The sequence below is a fragment of the Pseudomonas sp. R2-37-08W genome (genome assembly GCF_003851705.1).
Classification (GTDB): Bacteria; Pseudomonadota; Gammaproteobacteria; order Pseudomonadales; family Pseudomonadaceae; genus Aquipseudomonas.
In genome coordinates this window covers 4,661,229-4,683,997 of the sequence record NZ_CP027728.1, presented here as the reverse complement: position 1 = coordinate 4,683,997, position 22,769 = coordinate 4,661,229, and the positions used below count along the sequence as shown (strand labels likewise).

Here is a 22,769-nt window from a genome sequence, read left to right as displayed (position 1 = left end):
TACTGGAACTATTCACATTACATTGACGCGAAACGTGATCCGGACAGTGCTAAGCGTTATTTGCAAATGGCCCTGTACGCGAGGAACGACGCTGGAATCGGAGAAGACGAGTTCAAGAAGATCGAGAGCTCTCATTACCGGCCATACCAGAAGCGTTTCAGAATTGCACTCTTCGTAGGATTAAGCTCAGGTCTTGCTGGATTGGTTCAACTGCTCGCTTATCCATGACCCGATCGAGCCCCAGGATTGCGGATGTAAACTTGAATCGCATGCTTAGCTGAGAGAGGGGTAACAGATGAAAGATCGATCCCACGACGAGGCAATGGCCGAGCTGTTCGCGTCCTGTCCTGACTATGCGGCCGAGTTACTGACTGAGGTACGCCGTAATGGCGACCCTGCCGAGCTGGCCATTCTACTAAGGCAGATCGCCAAGGCGTTCGTCCCGGAAGTGGGCCAGTCAAGCTGATTCACAAATCCCCGCGGGTATGATGGAATGGTATATTCCATGGTATAGGTAACATTTGGATTTTTAACTATATGAAATATATGGGTTTTTATTTAATATTGATAATAGAGTGGGAATAAACATTGGCCGACATGGCCAGCGTTGAGTCACTGAAAAACCTGGCCGAGGCCAGGTTTTTTATTGTCTGTCAGATGGGCAGCCGGCTTTGCAAACTCATGCCCATGTTAGTGAGGGCACTGGACAGCTTTTCCAGCGTGGGGAAGTGCACATTATGGATCGTAGCCCAGCCAGGCCGGTCGATATAAAAGCTGCCATCGGCCGGCCGATTGATGGGTGTGCTGACGATGCCCCTGTCTCTGCTGTGGTGCAGCAGGGTGTAGTTGCCCTGGCTTTCATCTATCAGGTACATGCCCTTGCGAAACAACAGCCGATGGTTTTGCTGCACAGTGCGCCGCACCAGAGGCGCCTCTACTTGTACTCGCAGGTCGGCATGGAAAGTGTCGAAGCTATCGCCGGTGCTTTCAAGCAGGGGCGCATTGTCGCGATCCATGGCGACGCCGGGGTCCAGGCGCACATCGTTACCTTGTCCAGGCAGCACCTCTTCGACACGCAGCCCGATGCCACCTTCCAGCTCACTGAGGCCGGCGAATCCATTGAAGGTGTTGATGTTTCTCACGCCCGTCAGTACCAGCCACTTACCGCCACCGTTCAGGGCTCTATCGGTTTGGATAAGGGTGTGGGCAAGGTAGTTGCTCGTGACTTGTTCTGACAGGTCGGCGGCAGGGTCGGGGTATTTGTAATGGGCGGCGCAGTCGATTGCCTGAACACGTATGCCGTTGTCCCTGGCGACCTTGACCAGTTCCAGTTCGTTGAATTGCCCGGACGGGTCAGTGCCCAAATGGCTCAGATGATTTTCCAGGTCCTCGGACATAACCCCGGTGCGGAAGTAGAGGTTCAAATCATCCTGGGCGAAGTCATTGAGCAGGCGGCGCATGTACAGGGTTTTAACGCCCTTGCGCGCAAAGAGTGGCATTTTTTCGATGACCAGGCGGGTGCTGGCGACACGATCGAGGGTTTCACCGATGACGTATCCGGGTATCTCGTCGGGCAGGTGTTCGAGGGCTTCATCAAGGGTGGCGGTGGGTTCAAAGGCAGGAATATTCGGGCGAGCCGGCAAGCGGGTCCAGGGCAGTTCGTTGTAGAAGTCTTGCGCCAATTGCAGCAGTTTGCGGTGGGTTGCGCCGTAATAGTGAGTGAAACGGTCGATGCGGCCGAAACGGCTTTGAACGTGAGTTTCATTGAGCCCCATTGCCCAGCGTTTTACTTCCGGGCGGGTCGATGGTGGGGTATCGAATGGCGTGGTGACCCTGTGCACGTCGCTGGGTGACTGAGCCACAGGTTGCGAAGGTGGTGGGGTAGGCGAGGGGGGCGTTTTCTTTGCGGCTTTGCTGGAGTTGCCGCCACCGCCTTTCAGGCCTTTGGCGCCGGGTACCCGCTCCCATTCGTTGAACTCATTCAGGCGCACCGCCAGCGTGCCGGAAAAGCCATGGGGGTTGTTCGGGTCGACGATGGCCCAGTAACCACGGCCATTGGGATCGCCTTCATAACGTACGTAATAGGCCTGATCGTCCAGCAGGATGGCGTGCTGGGGCATGCCGTCTGTGGACCTGAGGGAATAAACCTGCTGAAACTTTCCGGGGGCGGTATTCAGGGTTTCGCCTTCCAGTATCAGGTTGGTCTGGTAGGCGGCGGGTACCGTAGGTTCGGGTATCGGCGGTGGCGCAGGGGGACTGCGGGAAGCGGGGTTTCAACCGCCAGGGTTTCGGTCGCTTCGGCGATATCCGGCATGACCCCGTCGGCTTTCAGCAGCGCCAGGTTGAACAGGGTGTCGATGGCGCTGAGTATCGCGCCCAGCGCCCCGGCGCGGCGTTCGGCGAGGGTTTTACCGTTGATGGCCTGGTCGATATTCAGCCCGAGATTCGCCACGCTGGCCCCCACGACCACCAAGGCCACCGGCCAGCCCGCCACCGCCATCGGGCCGAAGGTTTTGCCAAAGGCATTCAAGTAACCGATCCACAGTTTCTTGCGCAGGTCGCCGTTGCTGCGCAGCGAGAAGTCCGCATCGTTGTGCATGCGTGCCTGGCTCGATTGTGCCAGCCAGGTAAACGCATCGCCTTCAATCGTCTGGTCGGTCTGGTTGATCAGATGGTGATTCCAGGTGCCCCAGTCGATAAACAGCTGGTCGAGTTGGTGGTACAGGCCCTTGTCCACCCAGTCCGGCGGCAGGGTACCCGTCAGAGCCTGGGCGGTGCGATAGATCAATACGGGGGTGAGCAGCATCTGCTTCCACGTCACGGCGTCGGTGTCGTCCTGCTGGACTTGGGCTGACAGCTGGAAGTGGGCCATGAACCGGGCGCGGTTGTCCGGATGATTGGTCTGGTTCAGCAGCCAGAAATGCAGGTCGGCGGGTGTCTCGCAACAATGGAAAGCCTGGGCGTCGCCAGGGACGTAGAGGATTTGCCGGCCAGCGTGGTCGACGATACGCAGGATGTCCGTGGCGATATGCCCACTGATATCCAGCGCCGCCACACGCAGCCCATCCACCGTAGGTGACTCGGCGTGCAGATTGGACAGGGTCGGGGGCCAGGGCAAGTTGCTGGCCAAAGCCTGGAGGACCGTTTGCAGCTGGGGCTCGGTGAGGTGCCCGGCCTGGCGGGCTTGCAGCGCCTGGGCCAGGCAGTTGACCTTGGCCAGGGTACGGAAGTCGTCGAAGTGGGCGCTCCAGAAGTCCTCCATGCGGGTGGTGTAGCGATCACAGAAGTTGATCGCCCAGAAATCGTCGAGCACTGTTCGGGCCGATAGCCGCACTTCGTTGTGGTGATCGAACAGCCGCGCCTCGGGCCCGTCGAGATAGAAGCCACCGTCGCCGTCGAGCAGGTCGGCATTGTCCTGGTCATGCACATTGAAGCGGTGAATGACCAACTGCGTCAGCGTCATCGACTCCTGCGGTTTTTCGTTATGGCTCCAACCGGTATAAGTCGCCGGGTCACTGTAGCCGCCGTTGAAGCGGTGCCAGTACACATGATCGGGGTCCAGCTCCGCCAGGCCATGTTTGGCGAGAATCTCACGGGCGGTTTCGATGGCCATCGTCTGCATATTCGGGTAGGCATCCAGCACCACGGGAGCCAGGGCCTTGAGTTGTTGCTGGGCGGCGGGGGATGTGTCGGTAAGCGGCATGCTGCTCTCCTTGAGGGGGAGAGCCGAGCATGCCAAGCGCTTCAGAAGGGCGGCGGGTAGATAATTATCGCCTGGCGATATCGCAGAAGTAGAACTTATCCAGGGTGTGTAGTGATTCGGTGTACTCGAACTGCCGGCCATCCTGCAAAAACGTCTGGTTACTCACCACGATCACATGGCTTTGGCCATCGAGGTCTAAATGTGCCTGGTCGTCCTTGCTGCGAGGCACGGCTTCGATGGCCGTTGGCGTCGTGGCTCTTTAGGAGCGAGCTTGCTCGCGAAAAAACTGAGAGCGCCGCGTTAAACCAGTATTGCTGCGTAATCGTTAACGCGAGCAAGCTCGCTTCTACAGAAAGCCAAACCAATATTTTTATTGATCATTCTCACACGCTGCCTGGGAACGATCATCAGAGCTGCGGGGTGTCTTCCGGCGGCTTGGTCTTATCCACACCCGGCACATGCAAATTGCCTTCGACCACCTGGTTACCTTCCAGCTGCGGCTGGGTCACCCAGGTCAGGATGTCGTAGTAGCGCCGGATGTTCGCCACAAAATGCACCGGCTCGCCGCCCCTGGCATAACCGTAGCGCGTCTTGCTGTACCACTGCTTCTGCGACAGGCGCGGTAGCATTTTCTTCACGTCCAGCCACTTGTTCGGGTTCAGGCCTTCCTTCTTCGCCAGCAGCCGCGCGTCGTCCAGGTGGCCGGTGCCGACGTTGTAGGCGGCGAGGGCAAACCAGGTGCGGTCGGGCTCGGCGATCTTGTCGTCCAGTTCGTCCTTGATCTTGGCCAGGTACTTGGCGCCGCCCATGATGCTTTGCCTGGCATCCAGGCGGTTGGACACGCCCATCGCCTGGGCGGTGTTCTGGGTCAGCATCATCAAGCCGCGCACGCCGGTCTTGGAGGTGACCGCCGGTTGCCACAGCGATTCCTGATAGCCGATGGCCGCCAATAGTCGCCAATCGACCTTTTCTTCCTTGGCGTAGGCGCGAAAGTGCTTCTCGTACTTGGGCAGGCGCTGCTGCAGATGCTGGGCGAAGGTATAGGCGCCGACGTAGCCGAGTACATCGACGTGCCCGTAATAGCGATCTTTCAGACGCTGGAGGGTGCCGTTCTTCTCGACCTTGTCCAGGTAACTATTGATTTCGTTGAGCAGGCTGTTGTCTTCACCGGCGGCCACGGCCCAGCTCTGGTTGCTGGCGTTGCCCAGGTCGAACGCGACGCGCACGTTGGGGAAGTACACCTGGTTCATGGCGACTTCGTTGGAGTCCACCAGGGTCAGGTCGATTTGCCCTTCGTCGACCATGCGCAGCAGGTCGACCACCTCGACGGCGTCGGACTCTTCGTATTCGATGGCAGGGTTCTGCTTTTTCAGCGCCGCCAACTGCTCGGCGTGGGTGCTGCCCTTGAGCACCATGATCTTCTTTCCGACCAGGTCCGCCGCATTGGTGGGCCGCGATTGGCCGTTGCGGTAGATGATCTGCGGCGTGACTTCGAGGTACGGGTGAGAGAAGCGCACCTGCTGCTGGCGCTGTTCGCTGCTGACCAGGCCGGCGGCGGCCAGCACCGGGCCGTTGGGCTTGCCCAGCTGGCCGAACAGGTCATCGAGATTGTCGGCGGTTTCGATTTTAAGCGTAACGCCCAGGTCATCGGCAAAGCGCTTGACCAGCTCGTATTCGAAACCGGTTTCACCGTTGCGGTCCTGGAAATACGTCGCCGGGCTGTTCCGGGTAACCACCCGCAATACGCCATCCTCCTTGATTCGCTCGAGCGTGCTGGGTTTATCAACACAGGCGCTGAGCATCAGGAAGAGTCCGGTGGCGATGAGCCATTTGGCGCATCGCGGGCGCAAAACAGTTGGGGAGAACATCTGCGCAGTATACGCAAACGGCCCACGGCGCCATATCTCGACAGCGGTGGACTTGTCTGCTAGCACCGCCAAAACTGTGCTGCAGCCCGCAGAAACGTGGCTTGGCGCCCGATTGTGACGGTTAAAATATCTGCGCCCGATGCCGGGCAACACCCCAGGGCCCCGTGCAAACCGTGCCAACTGACGTTCGGCAGCGGCCGACGGTAGCGTTTCGGGTGCCGTTGGCGAAGGTTTACGCTAGAATGCACGGCCTCAAAGCACACCCCTTCCCGAGGCTGTCCCGAAGATGTTGATCCTGCGCGGCGCTCCTGCCCTTTCTGCCTTTCGCCACAGCAAACTCCTCAAGCAACTGAGCCAGAAGGTTCCAGCTGTTACAGGCTTGTATGCTGAATTTGCTCACTTCGCCGACGTAGCCGGCGTCTTGACCGCCGACGAACAGCAAGTGCTCGCACGCCTTCTGAAGTACGGCCCCAGCGTTCCCGTTCAAGAGCCGACCGGCCGCTTGTTTCTGGTTCTGCCACGGTTCGGTACCATCTCGCCCTGGTCGAGCAAGGCCAGCGACATCGCCCGTAACTGCGGCCTTTCGAGCATCCAGCGCCTGGAGCGTGGCATCGCGTTCTACGTTGCCGGCCAGTTCAGCGACGCCGAGGCCGAGCTGATCGCCAGCAGCCTGCACGACCGCATGACCCAGATCATCGTCAGCCAGCTGGAACAGGCTGCCGGCCTGTTCAGCCACGCCGAACCCAAGCCGCTGACCGCGATTGACGTGCTGGGCGGTGGCCGCGCCGCCCTCGAGAAGGCCAACACCGAATTGGGCCTGGCCCTGGCCGAAGACGAGATCGACTACCTGGTCAACGCTTTCATCGGCTTGAAGCGCAACCCGCACGACATCGAACTGATGATGTTTGCGCAGGCCAACTCCGAGCATTGCCGTCACAAGATCTTCAACGCCAGTTGGGACATTGATGGCGAAAGCCAGGAAAAAAGCCTGTTCGGCATGATCAAGAACACCTACGTGATGCACAGCGAAGGGGTTCTGTCGGCTTATAAGGACAACGCCTCGGTGATCGTCGGCTCCGTCGCCGGCCGCTTCTTCCCGGACCCTGAAACCCGCCAGTACGGCGCGGTGCAGGAACCGGTGCATATCCTGATGAAGGTCGAGACCCACAACCACCCGACCGCGATTGCCCCGTTCCCCGGCGCAGCTACCGGTTCCGGCGGCGAAATCCGCGACGAAGGCGCTACCGGCCGTGGCGCCAAGCCCAAGGCGGGCCTCACCGGTTTCACCGTGTCCAACCTGCAGATCCCGGGCTTCGAACAGCCGTGGGAAGTGCCGTACGGCAAGCCCGAGCGCATCGTCACCGCGCTGGACATCATGATCGAAGGCCCGCTCGGCGGCGCCGCGTTCAACAACGAATTCGGGCGCCCGGCACTGACCGGCTACTTCCGTACCTTCGAACAATCCATCACTACCCCGCGTGGCGACGAAGTGCGCGGCTACCACAAGCCGATCATGTTGGCCGGCGGCATGGGCAACATCCGTGAAGAACACGTTCAGAAAGGCGAGATTCTGGTCGGTTCCAAGCTGATCGTGCTCGGCGGCCCGGCGATGCTGATCGGCCTGGGCGGCGGCGCGGCTTCCTCCATGGCCACCGGCACCAGCTCGGCCGACCTCGACTTCGCCTCGGTACAGCGCGAAAACCCGGAGATGGAGCGTCGCTGCCAGGAAGTCATCGACCGTTGCTGGCAGTTGGGTGACAAGAACCCGATCAGCTTCATCCACGACGTCGGTGCCGGTGGCTTGTCCAACGCGTTCCCGGAACTGGTCAACGATGGCGAGCGCGGTGGCCGTTTCGAACTGCGCAACATTCCAAACGACGAACCGGGCATGGCCCCGCACGAAATCTGGAGCAACGAATCCCAGGAACGTTACGTACTGGCGGTCGGCCCTGAAGACTTTGCGCGCTTCCAGGCCATCTGCGAGCGCGAGCGCTGCCCGTTTGCCGTGGTCGGCGAAGCCACTGCCGAGCCGCAGCTGACGGTGACCGACAGCCACTTCGGCAACAGCCCGGTGGACATGCCGCTGGAAGTGCTGCTGGGCAAAGCCCCGCGCATGCACCGTTCGGCGGTACGTGAAGCCGAGCTGGGCGATGATTTCGACCCAAGCGCCCTGGAACTGGCCGACAGCATCGAACGCGTGCTGCACCATCCGGCCGTGGCGAGCAAAAGCTTCCTGATCACCATCGGCGACCGCACCATCACCGGCCTGGTGGCCCGTGACCAAATGGTCGGCCCGTGGCAGGTACCGGTGGCCGACGTTGCCGTCACCGCCACCAGCTTCGACGTCTACACCGGTGAAGCCATGGCCATGGGCGAACGTACGCCGCTGGCCCTGCTGGACGCGCCGGCGTCGGGCCGCATGGCCATTGGCGAAACCCTCACCAACATCGCGGCTTCGCGCATCGGCAAGCTGTCCGACATCAAGCTGTCGGCCAACTGGATGTCCGCTGCCGGCCACCCCGGTGAAGACGCGCGCCTGTACGACACCGTCAAGGCTGTCGGCATGGAGCTGTGCCCTGAGCTGGGGATCACCATTCCGGTGGGCAAGGACTCCATGTCCATGGCCACTCGCTGGAATGAAGACGGCACCGACAAGAGCGTCACCTCGCCGCTGTCGCTGATCGTTACCGGGTTCGCACCGGTCACCGATATTCGCCAGACCCTGACCCCGCAACTGCGCATGGACAAGGGCACCACCGACCTGATCCTGATCGACCTGGGCCGTGGCCAGAACCGCATGGGCGCCTCGATCCTGGCGCAGACCCACGGCAAGCTCGGCAAACACGCGCCGGACGTCGACGACGCTGAAGACCTGAAAGCCTTCTTCGCCGTGATCCAGGGCCTCAACGCCGATGGCCACCTGCTGGCTTACCACGACCGTTCCGATGGTGGCTTGCTGACCAGCGTGGTCGAGATGGCGTTTGCCGGTCACTGCGGCCTGAACATCGTGCTCGACAGCGTTGCCGAGGATGCTGCCGAAATCAACGGCATCCTGTTCAACGAAGAGCTGGGTGCGGTGATCCAGGTGCGTCAGGACGCGACTCCAGACGTGCTGGCACAGTTCAGCGCCGCTGGCCTGGCTGAGTGCGTGGCGGTGATCGGTCAGCCGATCAACAACGGCGAAGTGAATATCTCGTTCAACGGTGACACGGTCTTTACCGGCCAGCGCCGCCTGCTGCAACGCCAGTGGTCCGAGACCAGCTACCAGATCCAGCGCCTGCGCGACAACGCCGACTGCGCCGAGCAGGAATTCGACGTGATCCTGGAAGAAGACAACCCGGGCCTGAGCACCATGCTCAGCTTCGACGTCAACCAGGACATCGCTGCGCCCTACATCAAGAAAGGCATTCGCCCACAGGTTGCCGTACTGCGTGAGCAGGGCGTCAACGGCCAGGTGGAAATGGCGGCGGCGTTCGACCGTGCCGGCTTCAATGCGATCGACGTGCACATGAGCGACATCCTCGCTGGTCGCGTTGACCTCAATGAGTTCAAAGGCCTGGTGGCCTGCGGTGGTTTCTCCTACGGCGACGTGCTGGGTGCCGGTGAGGGCTGGGCCAAGTCGGCCCTGTTCAACAGCCGTGCCCGCGATGCGTTCCAGGGGTTCTTCGAGCGCAATGACAGCTTCACCCTGGGTGTGTGCAACGGTTGCCAGATGATGTCCAACCTCAGCGAACTGATCCCGGGCAGCGAGTTCTGGCCGCACTTTGTGCGTAACCGTTCTGAGCAGTTCGAAGCCCGTGTCGCCATGGTGCAGGTGCAGGAATCCAACTCGATCTTCCTGCAAGGCATGGCCGGTTCGCGCATGCCGATCGCCATCGCCCACGGTGAAGGCCATGCCGAGTTCGCCAGCGAAGAAGCCCTGCTCGAAGCCGACCTGTCCGGCACCGTGGCCCTGCGTTTCGTCGACAACCACGGCAAGGTCACCGAGAACTACCCGGCCAACCCGAACGGCTCGCCGCGCGGGATCACCGGCCTCACCAGCCGCGACGGCCGCGTGACCATCATGATGCCGCACCCGGAGCGCGTATTCCGCGCCGTGCAGAACTCGTGGCGCCCGGAAGAGTGGAACGAAGACGGCGCCTGGATGCGCATGTTCCGCAACGCCCGCGTGTGGGTGAACTAAGGCGGTGTACAAGCTTGCCTTCTTTGTTCCCGACAGCCATGTGGAGACGGTGAAAACCGCCGTCTTCGCCGCCGGCGGCGGGCGCATCGGCACCTACGACAGCTGCGCCTGGCAGGTGCTGGGCCGCGGCCAGTTCCGGCCAATGGACGGCAGCCAGCCGTTTATCGGTCAGGTCGGGCAGGTTGAAGTGGTCCAGGAATGGAAAGTTGAATTAGTAGTGGCGGATGAGTTGATCGTGGCGGTAGTGGCCGCGTTAAAGCTCAACCATCCCTATGAAACACCCGCGTATGAGGTGTGGCAGTTGGCGGATTTTTGATCCGGTAGCTGTAAAAACAAAAAACCACTGGCCTGATTGGCCAGTGGTTTTTTATTAGGCGTCATTTACCAATAGTTCTTCCTCCCGCGGCGCTTGATTGAACGAGTGACGCTCAGAAACAGCGGTTCGGCCAGCCTGGGGCTGATACGGCTGTAGTAGATTGGGAGAATATTTTCCTTCGGTTGTACGGCCAGGCTAGCAAAGCTCAGGTAGCGCTGTTCCGGCAATTTCAGATGGGCGACGTTGAACTGAGGGTTGGCGGTATCAGCCGCTGAATAGTGGAAGTGAGCATAGGCCAGCACCTGCCGGTTTTTTTTATGAATCACATACTCTTGCAGGTAGTCGTTTTCTGACTTGAGTTTGACCCGTCCTTCTATAAGGGAAATGTCGATTTCCCCTTGAGCCTTCAAGTATTCAATCCCCGCTTCGTTAGGTAGATTGCGCTCGATGATGGCAACTCGAAGCAATCGACCTTGCTCCCGCAGGCCGGTGGCATCCTGGGTCAGCTTATCGACCAGCTGTTCGTCGGCCGCTTTTTTTCTTGCAGGATCTTGCGCCCAGATGTCACGAATTTTCCCTGCCACCTCATCCATTGCGTCGGCCAGGCGAGCCAGGTGTGCCTCGGTACTGTTCGGTGTTTTGGATTTCAGTGATTCTTTTTGCTCTCGACTTATCGTGGAGGGGCCCTTGGACAGCAAATCTCTTGCGTCAGCCAGCAGTTTTTTCAGCGACCGAGCGGGTCTGAAGGACGGTTTTTTGGGCTCGATATTCTCCTCCCACTCCTCCGTCGTAGCGTTCTTGCGAAAACTGATCACCGGCTGGTTATCGACAGGTCCGATAACATCCATGATTTCTACGTCCAACTCCGGGGTGCGCTCGCGCTCCTGGCCGACCCAGACCCGCTGTTTACGGTCACGTATCACTCGCTTGCCTGGGCTCAGGCTCGGAGTTGGTGTCGGTTGCCGTTCAGGGATGTGCGATTGCTCACTGATGGCTAAGGCCAGATCCTGTTCCGCCATCTGCCTTACTTTGTCGATCTGGCGCCAGAGCCCCATTAAATGCTCAGGGTCTATCAGTCCCGATTGGGCCTGCTTATAGTAAATCAGCCAGGACTGGGTATCCGTGTACTCATGAATGAGTTTTTCAAGCCCGCTAATCCGTAGCTCAGGCGAGACGAGGCCAGGGGCTTGCACGTACTTTTGCGACGCGGTGGCCAGCATCACGCTGTCGCATAACTGCTTGAGGTGCACAAAATCATCAAGCTCCTCGGGCAGCGGCGGCCGCCTCAAAATCAGGCTCTTGTACACGTCCAATTGTGCGAACACCCAGTCAAGCGGTGCTGCCTGTACTGGATCCTGTGCCAACGTGCTGCGTGACAGATCAAACCTGGGGACGGACATCAGCTGCTGCAGGTTGTTTTTTTCCAGCGTGCTCAACTCAATCAGTCGGTCGTTAAAACCCGCAACCTTGCCCAGGTAGTCCTGTATGTTTTTATGAGCCGCCTGGGCGGTGCCCTCGTCGGTCTCATCGAGTTGTGCCAGCCACTGATTCTGAACCGCTTTCGACGGAGCAGCGTCGTGGCGCTCTTGAATGACTACAGCCATTTGATGCCGCAGGTTGTCTACCAGGGCTTCCTGTTGCTGTATCAGTTCCTGCTCGAACCCGGGGAGGGGCTGGTTGTGGTTTTTTGCGTACAGCAGATCCAACTTCTCGAATTGAAAACGCATCTGTTGCTCGAGCTTGCTGACGAGGCTTGCCCTGATTGCCGGCCGTTGCTGCATGGAAAGCGCGGGGTTTTCATTGAGTGTGGAGGCTATCTGCACGGCCCGTTCAGCCGTCATCAACCGGGCTGTCACATCGTGGTATTTGTTTTGCAGTTCTTGATTGTAGTGCTGGATTTGCGCTCGCCGGGCCGCCACTGTTTTTTTCGGCCCAGCGCCGCGCAAGCGCATTTGCAAATCAATGGTCCACACCCCCCTGTTATTGCGCCTGATCCAAGGTCCCCAGCGTCCCGGTTGTTTGAGATCGACCACTCGTAAACACCCCTCGAACTTCTTGACGGCGTACAGTGCCCCTTGAAGGACTGCGAGATGATGCGGCTCAGCTCCGGTAACGGGTCTGCTGACCAGACCTCTCAGTGGCCCGGTTCTTTCAACGTTTTTGAGAATGTCCGGCGACTGTTCACCCGCGGCCGGTCGCCACTTGAAGGTTTCCAATGCTGTTTTCAGCCTCCCCGTCGGTTGACCGGATGGATCGGACCAGGACAAATTCATCTCTGTTATGTCTGCATGCAGGCGCTGCCACGCAAATGTCGATGGAGTTTTTTTCTGATGCTCGGGCGGACTAAAGTCGCTTTCTATAAGTCTGGGCCTGATGGGCATTTTTGCGGGATTCACCGCCAGGCGCTCGTCCAGCGTCAGTGCATGATTCAGCAGCAACGCCGACATACTGGAGAGCAGCTCTGCCAGTGCATCGGCCCGGGCTCTTGGATCAGCCTCTTGCGGTAATCTCACGTACGTGCGCAGGCTGCTCAGCAATGTGTACAGCCATCCAGCCGTTGCCACCGGGCCCCTTATCAGCGGTAAAAAGGCGCCGAACACCTGCCATAGATCATTCGTGAAGAGTGTCCAGCGCAACGCTTCATTGGAGGTCGACTGTTTTTCCGCGCGCTGCCACAGGCTCCTGGCGTTTTCATCAAATACGCTGGCCAGGAAATCCCCCGACACGGGTGTATCACTGAGCAATACCGGGCTGGGGTATATAGCGGCTCATGTTCATCGCCTTGCAGAAAGCGCTGGGTGTGGGGCTGCATAAACCCGCCGTTACGGAACAACGCTCGATCTTGCTCGGAGAAGCTCTCCAATACCGCCCCTTGTAATGTGCTATCGCCTTGAGCAATTGCCTGGAGCAGTGCTTCCCGGCTGGGAAATTGGCGCAGGGCTTCAGTGTGGCCAGGGCGATAGAGAATATGCGGCAGCGTGCTGTTGTCACGGGGGCCAATCACAAACATATTGCCGGCCCTGTGTGCAGCACTTCCCTCGTAGGTCAGGAATGCCAGGGGGCGCGCGACGATGGCTTCTCCGTCGACCTGACGCTGTGCCGGTTCATCCGCCAGCAGCGCCCGGACTACCTGAAAGCCGGAAAACGTGACGCCTTGCCGCTTGCTGAGGCAATACTCCAGCGCCTGCAAGGGCAACTGGACGGTCATCTGGTCGATAAACAACCGCCGGCGCCGACCGGACTCGACAGCGTTCAGAATCAAGCGGTCCTTGAGGAGCGCCGGATAGTGCCGGCCTACATTGACGGTTTCGATCAGTTTCTTGAGGTAGGTCGGCTTGATCCACCAATCGGGTACGTAACCGGGTTCTGCCTGATTGCTGATCTCTACACGGGCATAGGGGGTGGCGAAAGGGTTTTCCAGCGCAGATTGCGTCAGGGTCAGAACAGTTTGCTGCGTCCAGCCCACCGTCCCACCCTGGGTTCGGGTAAAGGTCAGCCGGTAGTCGTCCGGGTTAATGAGTACTTCCTGTGGATAATCCAGCGCCATCTGGCGTTGCAGGGCCTTGCGGGCATACACATCAATCGGGTCAAGCCCATCCATGAATCCGGCCCCGGCTGTGCGTTGTTGCACCTGAGTCAGTCGGGAAAGCAACTGACCATAGGTGAGGCGATCAGCGGTCGAGGCGGTCTGCAACCAGAGAGGTAGTTGCTCCTCATTGATCAACCGGGTGTTGCGGTCGGGATCGAACCAGGCCAGTGGGTCGGTGAGGTCCTTGAACAGTTGCTCATAGTCGGCGATTTCGGCGTATTGCGACCAGTCAATGCGGGCCAAGTCCCTGAGTTGCTTTTCCAACAGGCTTTGCGCCAGGTAATCGAAGGGGTTGCTATCAATCTCCTTGAGGACCCACTGGATCGACAGCCCCGGGGTGTACTCACTCATATAGCGGGGTAACAAGGCGCCCACATCCGCCAACTGATCGAGTTTCAACAGCTGAATGGGCGGGATGTAGACGAGGACAACCTCCTGCTGGTTTACCTGTCGGCGCAGTACCAGCAGGGGAGGCCACTGGCCGGGTTGCCCTTCACTGGCGGCATACACCTGATAGAACCGCAGCCCGTTACTGTCCCACGTCGTTCCTGTGCGGTTTGCCTGACGTGTGACGTACGCCTCGTCCCCCAACAGCATCTCCCGCTCCAACGCGTTTAACGGCGGATTCTGCCGTGCCCGCTGTAAACCCAAGTGCAGATGATTGCTTACGGCCCGCCAGCGTGTCAGTGAGGCATTCGCAGGCACTGCAGCGTTCCAATACGCTACCAAATGGGAGGTAAACGCCTTTCCCAACTCGGGTGCCAAGGTGTTGAGCATGAGTTCGATGTCGTCAATCGACACGGCTTCGGTCCCCGTCGTTGACACCGGTCCCGAGGTTGTCGAACTGGCTAGCAAACGATGGTGCCCAGGCGTGTAATTCAACGGCTCTCGACTCATGCAGCGCCGAATCAGGGCATCACTCAAGGTTTGAAGCTGACTGAAGCCTGGTCCCGCGCCCTCCCGTTGCACCCCCACCCACAGGTCGCTGGCTTGTAACGAGTTGCCCATGGCCCAGTCGTTGATCCACTCCTGGAGCAATGACTGAGCCACCGCCGTCAGCCGCGGTCGGGCGGCAAATAATGGTGATAGATAGTCGCGTGATGCGCTGGCCTGTTGAATCGCTGGAGAGAGTTCTAACGTAGTGCGCATGCCAATCTTCCCTGTTGGTTGATGCGTCTAACGTAGACGGGCGGATAGCGCATCGAGCGGTAGATAGATACTCGGCAAAGGCGCAGATGGCGGATATTTGTAGGGTCGATGTTGCCGACGATTGCTCTCCAGACAGCGGAGAGCAATCGAAAAAGCAGGTTACGGTGCTGGTGCGGGTCTTAGACCTGGATATATTTGGAGTGACTTGATCAGGGCGTCCTCGGAGTCGAAGCGTCGCTGCTCCATATTCCATCGAGTAATAAAATACTTCCCTGCATCGTCTTTCTGAATGGCTGTGACCATAACGCCATCGTTACGGGAGAGGTGTATCAAATTAGCCTCGGTTTCCGATGGCCGTTCGATCACGTAATGCCCGGTTTTTTTCAACCATGTCCTTTTTGCAGGTACAACAGGCGCCGGCGTCAGTTGCAGGTCCATTGTCACTTTGTAGATCAGGTCTTTCTGGTATTTGAAGCGCTCATGGGCCATACCCTCCAGATCAATAAAGAACAGACCGGTATCGTCTATCTGAATAGGCGTAGAGATGATGCCCTGCGCGTCGGAGTAGCGCAGCAGATTGGTCTCAGGGTCCGATAGGCGTTCGATCAGGTAGTGGCGCGGGTCATTCAACGTTGACCTGTCGACAGGAACATCGGGGATACGTGCTGGCTGTCCGACAATGACCTCCTCCAGTTTGAAGTCGTTACGCAATGCGCTCCGGCCCTTTATGCTATCCAGTGTTTCCCAGTGACCGAGGTGAATTCTTTTGCCCAGGCCAGGCGCTACATCACGGACGTTCAGGCTGACCGCCTCCAGTAACTCTGCCAGCCCAGGTACCCCTGCGTAGTAATTGGCATGTGAGTTGCCGACGAAAGCGATCCATTTATGCGGCCCATGCGCCGCCTGGTCAGCGTGTATGACCCGTGAGGCAAAATAATTGAACATCTTGGTCCGGGCGTCGTCGGGCATTCCCTTGAGGTTATAGCTGGCGACGCAGTCCAGGGCTCTGATACGGATGCCGTATTTGCTGGCGGCTTGGTAGACCTCTGTGTAGGTGTGAGGGCCGGCATGACGGAAGTGCATGTGGCCTATGTCCTGTTGTTTCAGGTATCTCTTGAGGTTGTCAGGAAGCTGTTGGGTTTTGAGAAACACCTCCAGTTCGGCCTGATGAAGGTCGGTATACAGATGTTCGACATAGAGTGTCTTGAAACCCAATTTCTTGATGGTTTCCATCTGTGTTATCAGCAGTTTTTTGCTCGACTCCATGCCGTGGGGTTCACCCAGCACAAGCCCTGGCAAGGAACCGTCGCTGATCTGTTTCAGAAAGGATTCAGGTGTGGTGTTGTCCGTTATGGTGGGCAACGTCGGTCGAGAGGGGGGAGTGTAGTCGGTAAAGAACTCTTCAGCCTTGACGTGCAGCCGGGTTCGCGCCTCGATAAAAGTATCGAAAGCAGCCCCCTTTACCCCGCCACGAGGACGGTAAACGGGATCCAGGCCACGGCGGCTGCTGTAGTCCAGGCGAATAATTTCATCTCTCATGGAGACAGGGATGTCAAACTCGTTGGCATTGAGCACCGAGGATGATGTGCCGGCCACCGGGTCGACTTGTCCTGCGCTGACGCCGCCAGCCTTCGGCTCGATAGGGGCGGGCGCTTTGTAGGGTGTTTGCAGTGTCACTCGATAGTCTCCCTTGGCTGACGGGTCACCCGGTATCGATCCGGGGGTGTCTGTCCAGATACCCACGGGCTGGTTCGGGCCGATGTCCTCAACCCGCAGGGCGACGGCATTTTGCAGGTCCGCCAGGCCAGGTGTCTTATTGAACGTACGCAGGCGGGATGAATCCACGAGTGCAACCCAGCGCTCGTCGGGCTCGGTGAGGGCATCCGCTTCGATGGCGCGGTGGGAGTAGAAGTTTCTGATGGCATTGTCCCGCGGCGTGGTCGGGGAGGTATCGCCCATTTGCAGGGCATCCTCCAGCTGGTAGGAGGTCGAGGCGTCCAGCGCCTTGATCTTGATGCCCTTCTCGCGCGCCTTGCGTACCAGGGCCAGGTAGGAGTATTCGGCGTTCTCGGCGAAGCCCACGGTTTTGTCGCAGTTCTTCAAGTGCCGCTCAATATGCTTCCATGATTTGCCGCGATTAAGCTTCTCCAGCTTGGGTCGAAACACATCGCCGGGCAGGTATTCCACATAGAGACGCTTGAAACCTTTTTCGATCAACGCATCCATCTGCTCAATCAGCAATTGCTTGCTGGCGATAGAGCCGGGGACCGCGCCGATGACCAGGTTCTGGTTTGCGGCAAAGGCATCGCTGGCAATCAATTGTGGGAACTGAGTGTTGGCCTCGACAGCAAGGGCGTCGGCTCGTGGCGCAAGAGGGTCGAGGTATTTGAAGAAATTCTGGGCGTCCTTCGTCAGACGTTCGACTTGTTGTTTATAAATGTTGAGCGCAGGTGCCAGCTGTGCTGCGGCGACACTGGGGAGCAGGCCTGGATCGCTGAACCACTCGTCTGCGCGTTGCCGCATGGCGGCACCGATGTCCGGGTCCAGTACGCGCTCAACATCGCGCCAGTGTCTGGCTGGCATCTCATAGTTTTTCAGCGTGTCAGGTGCTTCAGGCAGTTTTTCATACTTGGGGGCTCCGCCAGTGACGCCGGTACGTGTCCAGACCCCTTGTGCGTTTGGCGCTGCCACACGGGTGGTAGAGACCAGTTGCCCGCTGATCGGGTCGAGGCGATACAACAAGTAGCGACCGATCTCATCCGGCGTCTTTTTGGCCCAAAGGAATTCGCTGTCAAACAGCACTCTTTGCATGTCAGCGGTTGGGAGTGGCGCAGGTTCCAATTGCTGGATCAGCTTCATGACCGGGTTCTGTGGGGCTCTTTTCGCGACCTGGCGCAAGGCCGGTTTGCTTAGCTGCTTCAGTGATGCGAGGGCCGGGCGCAGATCGGTGAAGGCTGCGCCGGCACTGTTGAGCAGATAGCCTATCAAGTGTTCCAGGGCCCCTGCGTCATCGCCCTGATGGTAAGCGTGCAAGGCCAGCATGCCGTCCTTGAAAGCCAGCAGCATCCCCAAACTCAGGCTCAGCACCGGAAACGGGGCCGTGGCAACGGCGCTCACCCACTCCACGCAGGTCCACAGGATGCCGGCGATCATTTGGGTACGATTGACGGTGGTTGCTTGCACGTCATCGATTTTGCGCTGCAGCTTCATGTCATACAGCAGCCGGCGCAGGTCAAGTACTGGAGGTATGGCACGGGTCGAGTCGTAACGCGCTGGGCCGGCGGTGGTTTTATCCAGGTTTTCAGGCAGCTGTTTTTGCGCTTCCTCCAGGAATGTGCGCACGCGTGTCCGGGACGGCACACCGACGCGGCTGGTGAGGTAGGTGATCATGCCGGGTAGCTTTTTCAGCAGGTAGTTGAACTGCCGGGCCTCGCGAAAGCTGATGCCATCTGGCGCTTGCGGTGTGTAGAGCAGCACGGGGTTATCGCCGTGGCTGAACAGGTAGGTATCGATGATCCATTCGCCGTCGATCAGAAGTCGGTGGATCGCATAATTGCCGCGTGTTTGTGTCGAAGTCTCGCCCATGCTGGCGATACTTTGGTTCAGCCATATCAGGTCAGCGTCGGCAATATCTCCTTGCAGGCGGCTTTCAAGGGCGGCGGTTTGCAACTGCAATTGGGTGATGGCAAGTGTCGCGTTACGCCGAAAGCTGTAGCCCGCACTGGCCCTGTCGAGCAATTTCGCTTTGAGTTCGTTGATGTAGCGCGCGCCGATCCACACGCCAGTGACCGAGCGTGCGACCTTTTCGGCGGTCAGTGGGCTGATATCAATGCCTTGCGGGCCTTTGAAGCGGGCTGATCGAGAGAATTTCTGGTCGAGAAAACCCACGCCGTCGCTGTAGCCGTCGCGATAAAGTTCAGTGTAAGTCAGGGGGGGTGGGGTCAACTTGGCCAGCACTGCCACAGGTGAGTAGGCCCACACCGTATCGGGATCAACATCGTTTTGCCTGCGCCCCAGTAGCTCGTTCAGCTTCTTTTTCGCCTGTTCATGCAGGTAGTCGGAAAAGCTTGGGTAGCGGGCTTCGGACAACGGCAAATCGTTGTAGATGCGCAAGGCGTGTCGGGAATCTTCGGCCAGTTGCAACAGTTTCCGGCGGTTGTCGGTGCTGGTGGAGCGAAACCAGTTCGGTGTGCCGAGTGCGTAGTCGTCGATACGGGTTGCCAAGACGTGGGCTGACATTGCCTTGAGGCAATCGGCATGACTGCCGATATTGTTGAAAGCCACCTCGTTGTATTCCTGGGCGTGGGGCTTGAAGCTCAGGCCGTTCAAGACACGTTTCATGGCCGGGCGAAAACGCAGGGGGACCCTTTTGATCAGATAGTCGGTCAGCGTGCCTGGCGGTTCTCTGTGGCCGTTGTCCAGGCTCCAGCCGAGGATATGGTTCTGGCAGGCGATTTCGCTGTCAAATGCTTGGAATTGCTGCTCTTGCGGCGCCTCGGGAGTACACAGCAACAGGCGCTTGACCACGCCGCTGGCATCGCTCTGACGCAATACCCACAAGTCTTGAAGTTGTGCCTCATGAAGTGAAAGTGTCGCGGCGCTCAGTTGGCTATCGCTGTCCTGGCGCAGGCTTTGAACCAGTTGGAAGTCGTCCTCGCGCAGGTGGCCCTGGAGCACTGCGGTATAGGCCAGTGCGTTGATCCGCTGATCGAGCATCTGTTCGATGGCGTGTCTGAGTTCGGGCTTCTTGTGCAGTTGTATTTGTATATCGCCAAACGCGATGCGCGGTTGCAGTGTGCTCAGTTGCTGCGCCAGCCAGGCCGGTGTCAGGTCGTCGTAGTCTTCGGGCAGGCGCGCGCCATTATAGAGGAGAGTGGTTTTTTCCAGGAAGTCGGAACCGGGCAACTCATCACCGGTGTGCAGGCCGCGCAGGGCCAGGTCGATCAGATTGCGGTCGTGTTCATACTCGCCGATAGGGGCGACATGGCGACGGGTGATGACCTGCAGGTGTTCCGGGTTCAGGTGGTGAATATCCAGGTCATCGCTCAGGCGTTCGAGCAGTTGATAACGGGCCAGGGTTTCAGGCGTGGCGACAGGGTTGAGCAGGTCGAGCATGTCCTGACGCGCTTCGTTATAGCGGGCCAGATGCTCGGCCAGGGTGGCTCGCCGGGTTTCGCTGGCGCTGCGATACCAGTCCGGGGCGCTGTTGCGCAGGTGGCGCTCCAGCAAGCGCCGAGCGCGCCACTCCAGACGGGCGTTGAGGTCGGGTAGGGCGCAGGTGATGGCGAGATCAAGGGCATCGATCAACTGCACCGCGTCTTGTGTCGGGTTATCGATCAGGCTCAAGGCTCGGTCGATGTCCTGGGTGCGTTTGTCGATCAGGGCGTTATACGTGTGTTCGAACAGCGGTTCATCGGTTATGGGCGACAGTTCCAGCGGCCAGATCCCAGCGGGTGTCAGGGCGTGATAGCGCATAGGCAGCAGACTCATGAAGTCGCGATGCTGAGCCGTGTCATCCATGCCTTGCAGCAAATGATTGTTGAGTTTATCCAGCGAGTCGAATGATTCGATTCCATGCGCAGGGGTGAACAGCATCACTGCGCCGACTGCCTGGCCTGGCGACAGGTCGGTCGCCAGCGGACTGGATTTTTCGGTGAGTACAAAGGCGCCGGCCAGTTCGACGACCTGTTCCTGGTAGCGGAAAGTCAGTGCGTAAACGCCGGGACGTAGCGCTGGTCCCCGCGACACCTTTTCGAGGATTTTCTGTTCCAGCGGGTGTAACAGGCGATCCTGGACACCGAGGGCGGCTTCATGCTCAAGCGCGGTGAAGCCTGCGTTATAGGTCATGAAGGATTTGCGTGACTTACCGCCGATCTGCTCGGAGAGATCGAGGCGTTGTAGATGAGCGTTCAGCGTCGTTTTGAGCAGCGCAAGTTTTTGCGGTAAATCATGCGGCTCCAGTGCTTGATAAAACGCTCGGCTCTTGGTCAGAAACTGCTGCCGATAGCTTTTCAGGACGCCGTTCAGTGTTTCCAGATAGGCCAGTTCGGTTGAAGCTTTTTGCTCTGGCAGAAGCGGTCTTTCGATCTTGAGCAGGTGATTGCCAATCTGGTTGAGATTGCCTTTGATGCCTTCAACGGCCTGGGTGGTGGTGCTCACAGGAACGCTCTCCATGTTGGGACAAGAGTCCAGCATGGAGAGTCGTGCCCGTGGTCGGGCGGTAGATAGGTAGCGGTGTCAGGCGCTGGAGCCTACCGAGCTGCGGCTGGAAAGCGCTTTGAGAGCGGCGCTTAAACCCTGGGCCGAATCACCCACCAACAGGTGCCAGATACCACCGTCGAGCTGACTCACACCCTGGCAACCCAGAGCCTTGAGCTGCTGCTCCGACAGCGCCTGGTCATCGGCCAGTTGCAAGCGAATACGGGTCATGGCCACGCAGTCCAGTTGCAGCACATTGTCGCTGCCACCCAAGGCGTTCAGCCATTGCTCGGCCTGAGCGGTTGCGACGGTTGAGGTTTGAGGTTGCGTAGCCACGACCGGGGCCGGCGTATTGCCGGAGGTCGGCATCGCCAGGCGGATCTCGTCGGCAATGCTGTCAGCCATCGGCCCGACTACCACCTGCAAGCTGCCGCCGTTACCGGGGCGAACCACCGCCATCGCACCCAGGGCCTTGAGCTCGGCGTCCACAGCCTTGTTACGGTCCACCATGTCCAGGCGCAGGCGCGTGGTGCAAGCACCGACACTGAGCAGGTTGGCGGCACCGCCCAGGGCGCGAATGTAGGCACCGGCGCGCTGGTTGTCGGTCATAGCTTCGGTCTGCACGACCTGAATGTCTTCACGGCCGGGCGTCTTCAGGTTGAAGCGGCGGATACAGAAATCAAACACGGTGTAGTAGACCACCGCATAGGCCAGGCCCACCGGTATCACCAGCCAGCCATTGGTGGACTTGCCCCAGCCGAGGACCATGTCGATGAAGCCACCGGAGAAGGTAAAGCCCAGGTGAATGTTCAGCAGGTTGGTAATGGCCATCGACAGACCGGTCAGCAGCGCATGCAGCAGATACAGGAACGGTGCGAGGAACATGAAGGCGAATTCGATCGGCTCGGTCACCCCCGTAAGGAACGAGGTCAGGGCCATCGACAGGAAGATCCCGCCCATCACCTTGCGGCGCTCCGGCAGGGCGTTGCGGTACATCGCCAGGCACGCGGCGGGCAAGCCGAACAGCATCACCGGGAACATGCCGGTCATGAACTGGCCGCCTTTCGGGTCGCCCGCGAAGTAGCGGGTCAGGTCGCCGGTCACCACCGCGCCCGTCACCGGGTCGGTAAAGCTGCCGAACACAAACCAGGCCATGTTGTTGAGGATGTGGTGCAGGCCGGTGACGATCAGCAGGCGGTTGAACACGCCAAACACGAACGCGCCGAGGCTGCCGCTTTCCATCAGCAACACGCCGAAGCTGTTGATGCCGTGCTGGATCGGCGGCCAGATCAGGCCAAAAATCACGCCCAGTCCTACCGCCGAAAAGCCTGTGACAATCGGCACGAATCGCCGCCCGCCGAAGAACGCCAGGTACTCCGGCAGCTTGATGTCCTTGAAACGGTTATACAGCCCACCGGCCATCAGGCCGCTGGCGATCCCGGCGAGCATGCCCATGTTGATGCTGGCATCCATCACCTTGAGGGTGGAGATCATCACCAGGTAGCCGATGGCACCGGCCAGCCCTGCCGTACCGTTATTGTCACGGGCAAAGCCCACGGCGATGCCGATGGCGAAGATCAGCGCCAGGTTGGCGAAGATGGCCTGCCCGGCGTCGTGCATCACCGCGATGTTGAGCAAGTCGGTGTCGCCCAGTCGCAGCAAGAGGCCGGCGATCGGCAGGATCGCAATCGGCAGCATCAGTGCGCGGCCCAGGCGTTGCAGGCCTTCGATGAAATGTTGATACATGGCGTGTCTCCCTATTC

At 59.2% G+C, this 22,769-nt stretch carries 9 protein-coding genes and 1 pseudogene; 3 read left to right on the top strand and 7 right to left on the bottom strand.

Annotated features, from left to right (window positions below; all coding sequences use genetic code 11):
- Positions 1 to 295: 295 nt before the first annotated feature.
- The gene (locus C4J93_RS27190; protein WP_164485270.1) at positions 296 to 466 is read left to right on the top strand and encodes a hypothetical protein; all 171 of its coding nucleotides are present in this window, start codon (positions 296 to 298) and stop codon (positions 464 to 466) included.
- 187 nt (positions 467 to 653) lie between these two features.
- On the opposite strand, the gene C4J93_RS21540 is transcribed toward C4J93_RS27190, so the two are convergent.
- The 4 genes and pseudogenes from C4J93_RS21540 to mltF all read right to left on the bottom strand — a co-directional run bounded on the left by C4J93_RS21540 (position 654) and on the right by mltF (position 5,571).
- Positions 654 to 2,120: a membrane-targeted effector domain-containing toxin gene (locus C4J93_RS21540; RefSeq protein ID WP_124430419.1), complete on the bottom strand. Its 1,467-nt coding sequence runs from the start codon at positions 2,118 to 2,120 to the stop codon at positions 654 to 656.
- Between the two features lie 74 nt (positions 2,121 to 2,194).
- On the bottom strand, positions 2,195 to 3,703 hold the full coding sequence (locus C4J93_RS21535) for a dermonecrotic toxin domain-containing protein (protein ID WP_124430418.1): 1,509 nt from the start codon (positions 3,701 to 3,703) through the stop codon (positions 2,195 to 2,197).
- A 64-nt stretch (positions 3,704 to 3,767) separates the two neighbouring features.
- A pseudogene (locus C4J93_RS21530) lies at positions 3,768 to 3,941 on the bottom strand (UTRA domain-containing protein); the annotation flags it as partial.
- A gap of 169 nt (positions 3,942 to 4,110) precedes the next feature.
- Positions 4,111 to 5,571, bottom strand: a complete 1,461-nt coding sequence (gene mltF, locus C4J93_RS21525) for a membrane-bound lytic murein transglycosylase MltF (protein WP_124369020.1) — start codon at positions 5,569 to 5,571, stop codon at positions 4,111 to 4,113.
- 286 nt (positions 5,572 to 5,857) lie between these two features.
- Here mltF and purL point away from each other — a divergent pair, with 286 nt between their 5' ends.
- Both purL and C4J93_RS21515 read left to right on the top strand, forming a co-directional pair.
- A complete protein-coding gene (purL, locus tag C4J93_RS21520; protein ID WP_124430417.1) occupies positions 5,858 to 9,754 on the top strand; it encodes a phosphoribosylformylglycinamidine synthase in 3,897 nt (1,298 codons plus the stop codon).
- Between the two features lie 4 nt (positions 9,755 to 9,758).
- Entirely contained in the window at positions 9,759 to 10,070 is a 312-nt protein-coding gene (locus C4J93_RS21515; protein ID WP_124368244.1) for a YqfO family protein, read from the top strand.
- A 2,575-nt stretch (positions 10,071 to 12,645) separates the two neighbouring features.
- On the opposite strand, the gene C4J93_RS27815 is transcribed toward C4J93_RS21515, so the two are convergent.
- The 3 genes from C4J93_RS27815 to nagE form a co-directional block, all read right to left on the bottom strand.
- A complete protein-coding gene (locus C4J93_RS27815; protein WP_372238152.1) occupies positions 12,646 to 14,808 on the bottom strand; it encodes a dermonecrotic toxin domain-containing protein in 2,163 nt (720 codons plus the stop codon).
- 159 nt (positions 14,809 to 14,967) lie between these two features.
- Positions 14,968 to 20,967, bottom strand: a complete 6,000-nt coding sequence (locus C4J93_RS21505; RefSeq protein WP_177413540.1) for a membrane-targeted effector domain-containing toxin — start codon at positions 20,965 to 20,967, stop codon at positions 14,968 to 14,970.
- Between the two features lie 78 nt (positions 20,968 to 21,045).
- Positions 21,046 to 22,752 carry an N-acetylglucosamine-specific PTS transporter subunit IIBC gene (gene nagE, locus C4J93_RS21500; RefSeq protein WP_124430415.1) on the bottom strand — a complete coding sequence of 569 codons (1,707 nt, stop codon included), beginning with the start codon at positions 22,750 to 22,752 and terminating at the stop codon, positions 21,046 to 21,048.
- Positions 22,753 to 22,769 lie beyond the last annotated feature (17 nt).

Coding starts and splice junctions, on each gene's coding strand:
- C4J93_RS27815 (WP_372238152.1), bottom strand. CDS start 14,808: ATGCGCACTACGTTAGAACTCTCTCCAGCGATTCAACAGGCCAGCGCA.
- C4J93_RS21540 (WP_124430419.1), bottom strand. CDS start 2,120: ATGCCCCAGCACGCCATCCTGCTGGACGATCAGGCCTATTACGTACGT.
- C4J93_RS21535 (WP_124430418.1), bottom strand. CDS start 3,703: ATGCCGCTTACCGACACATCCCCCGCCGCCCAGCAACAACTCAAGGCC.
- mltF (WP_124369020.1), bottom strand. CDS start 5,571: ATGTTCTCCCCAACTGTTTTGCGCCCGCGATGCGCCAAATGGCTCATC.
- nagE (WP_124430415.1), bottom strand. CDS start 22,752: ATGTATCAACATTTCATCGAAGGCCTGCAACGCCTGGGCCGCGCACTG.
- purL (WP_124430417.1), top strand. CDS start 5,858: ATGTTGATCCTGCGCGGCGCTCCTGCCCTTTCTGCCTTTCGCCACAGC.
- C4J93_RS27190 (WP_164485270.1), top strand. CDS start 296: ATGAAAGATCGATCCCACGACGAGGCAATGGCCGAGCTGTTCGCGTCC.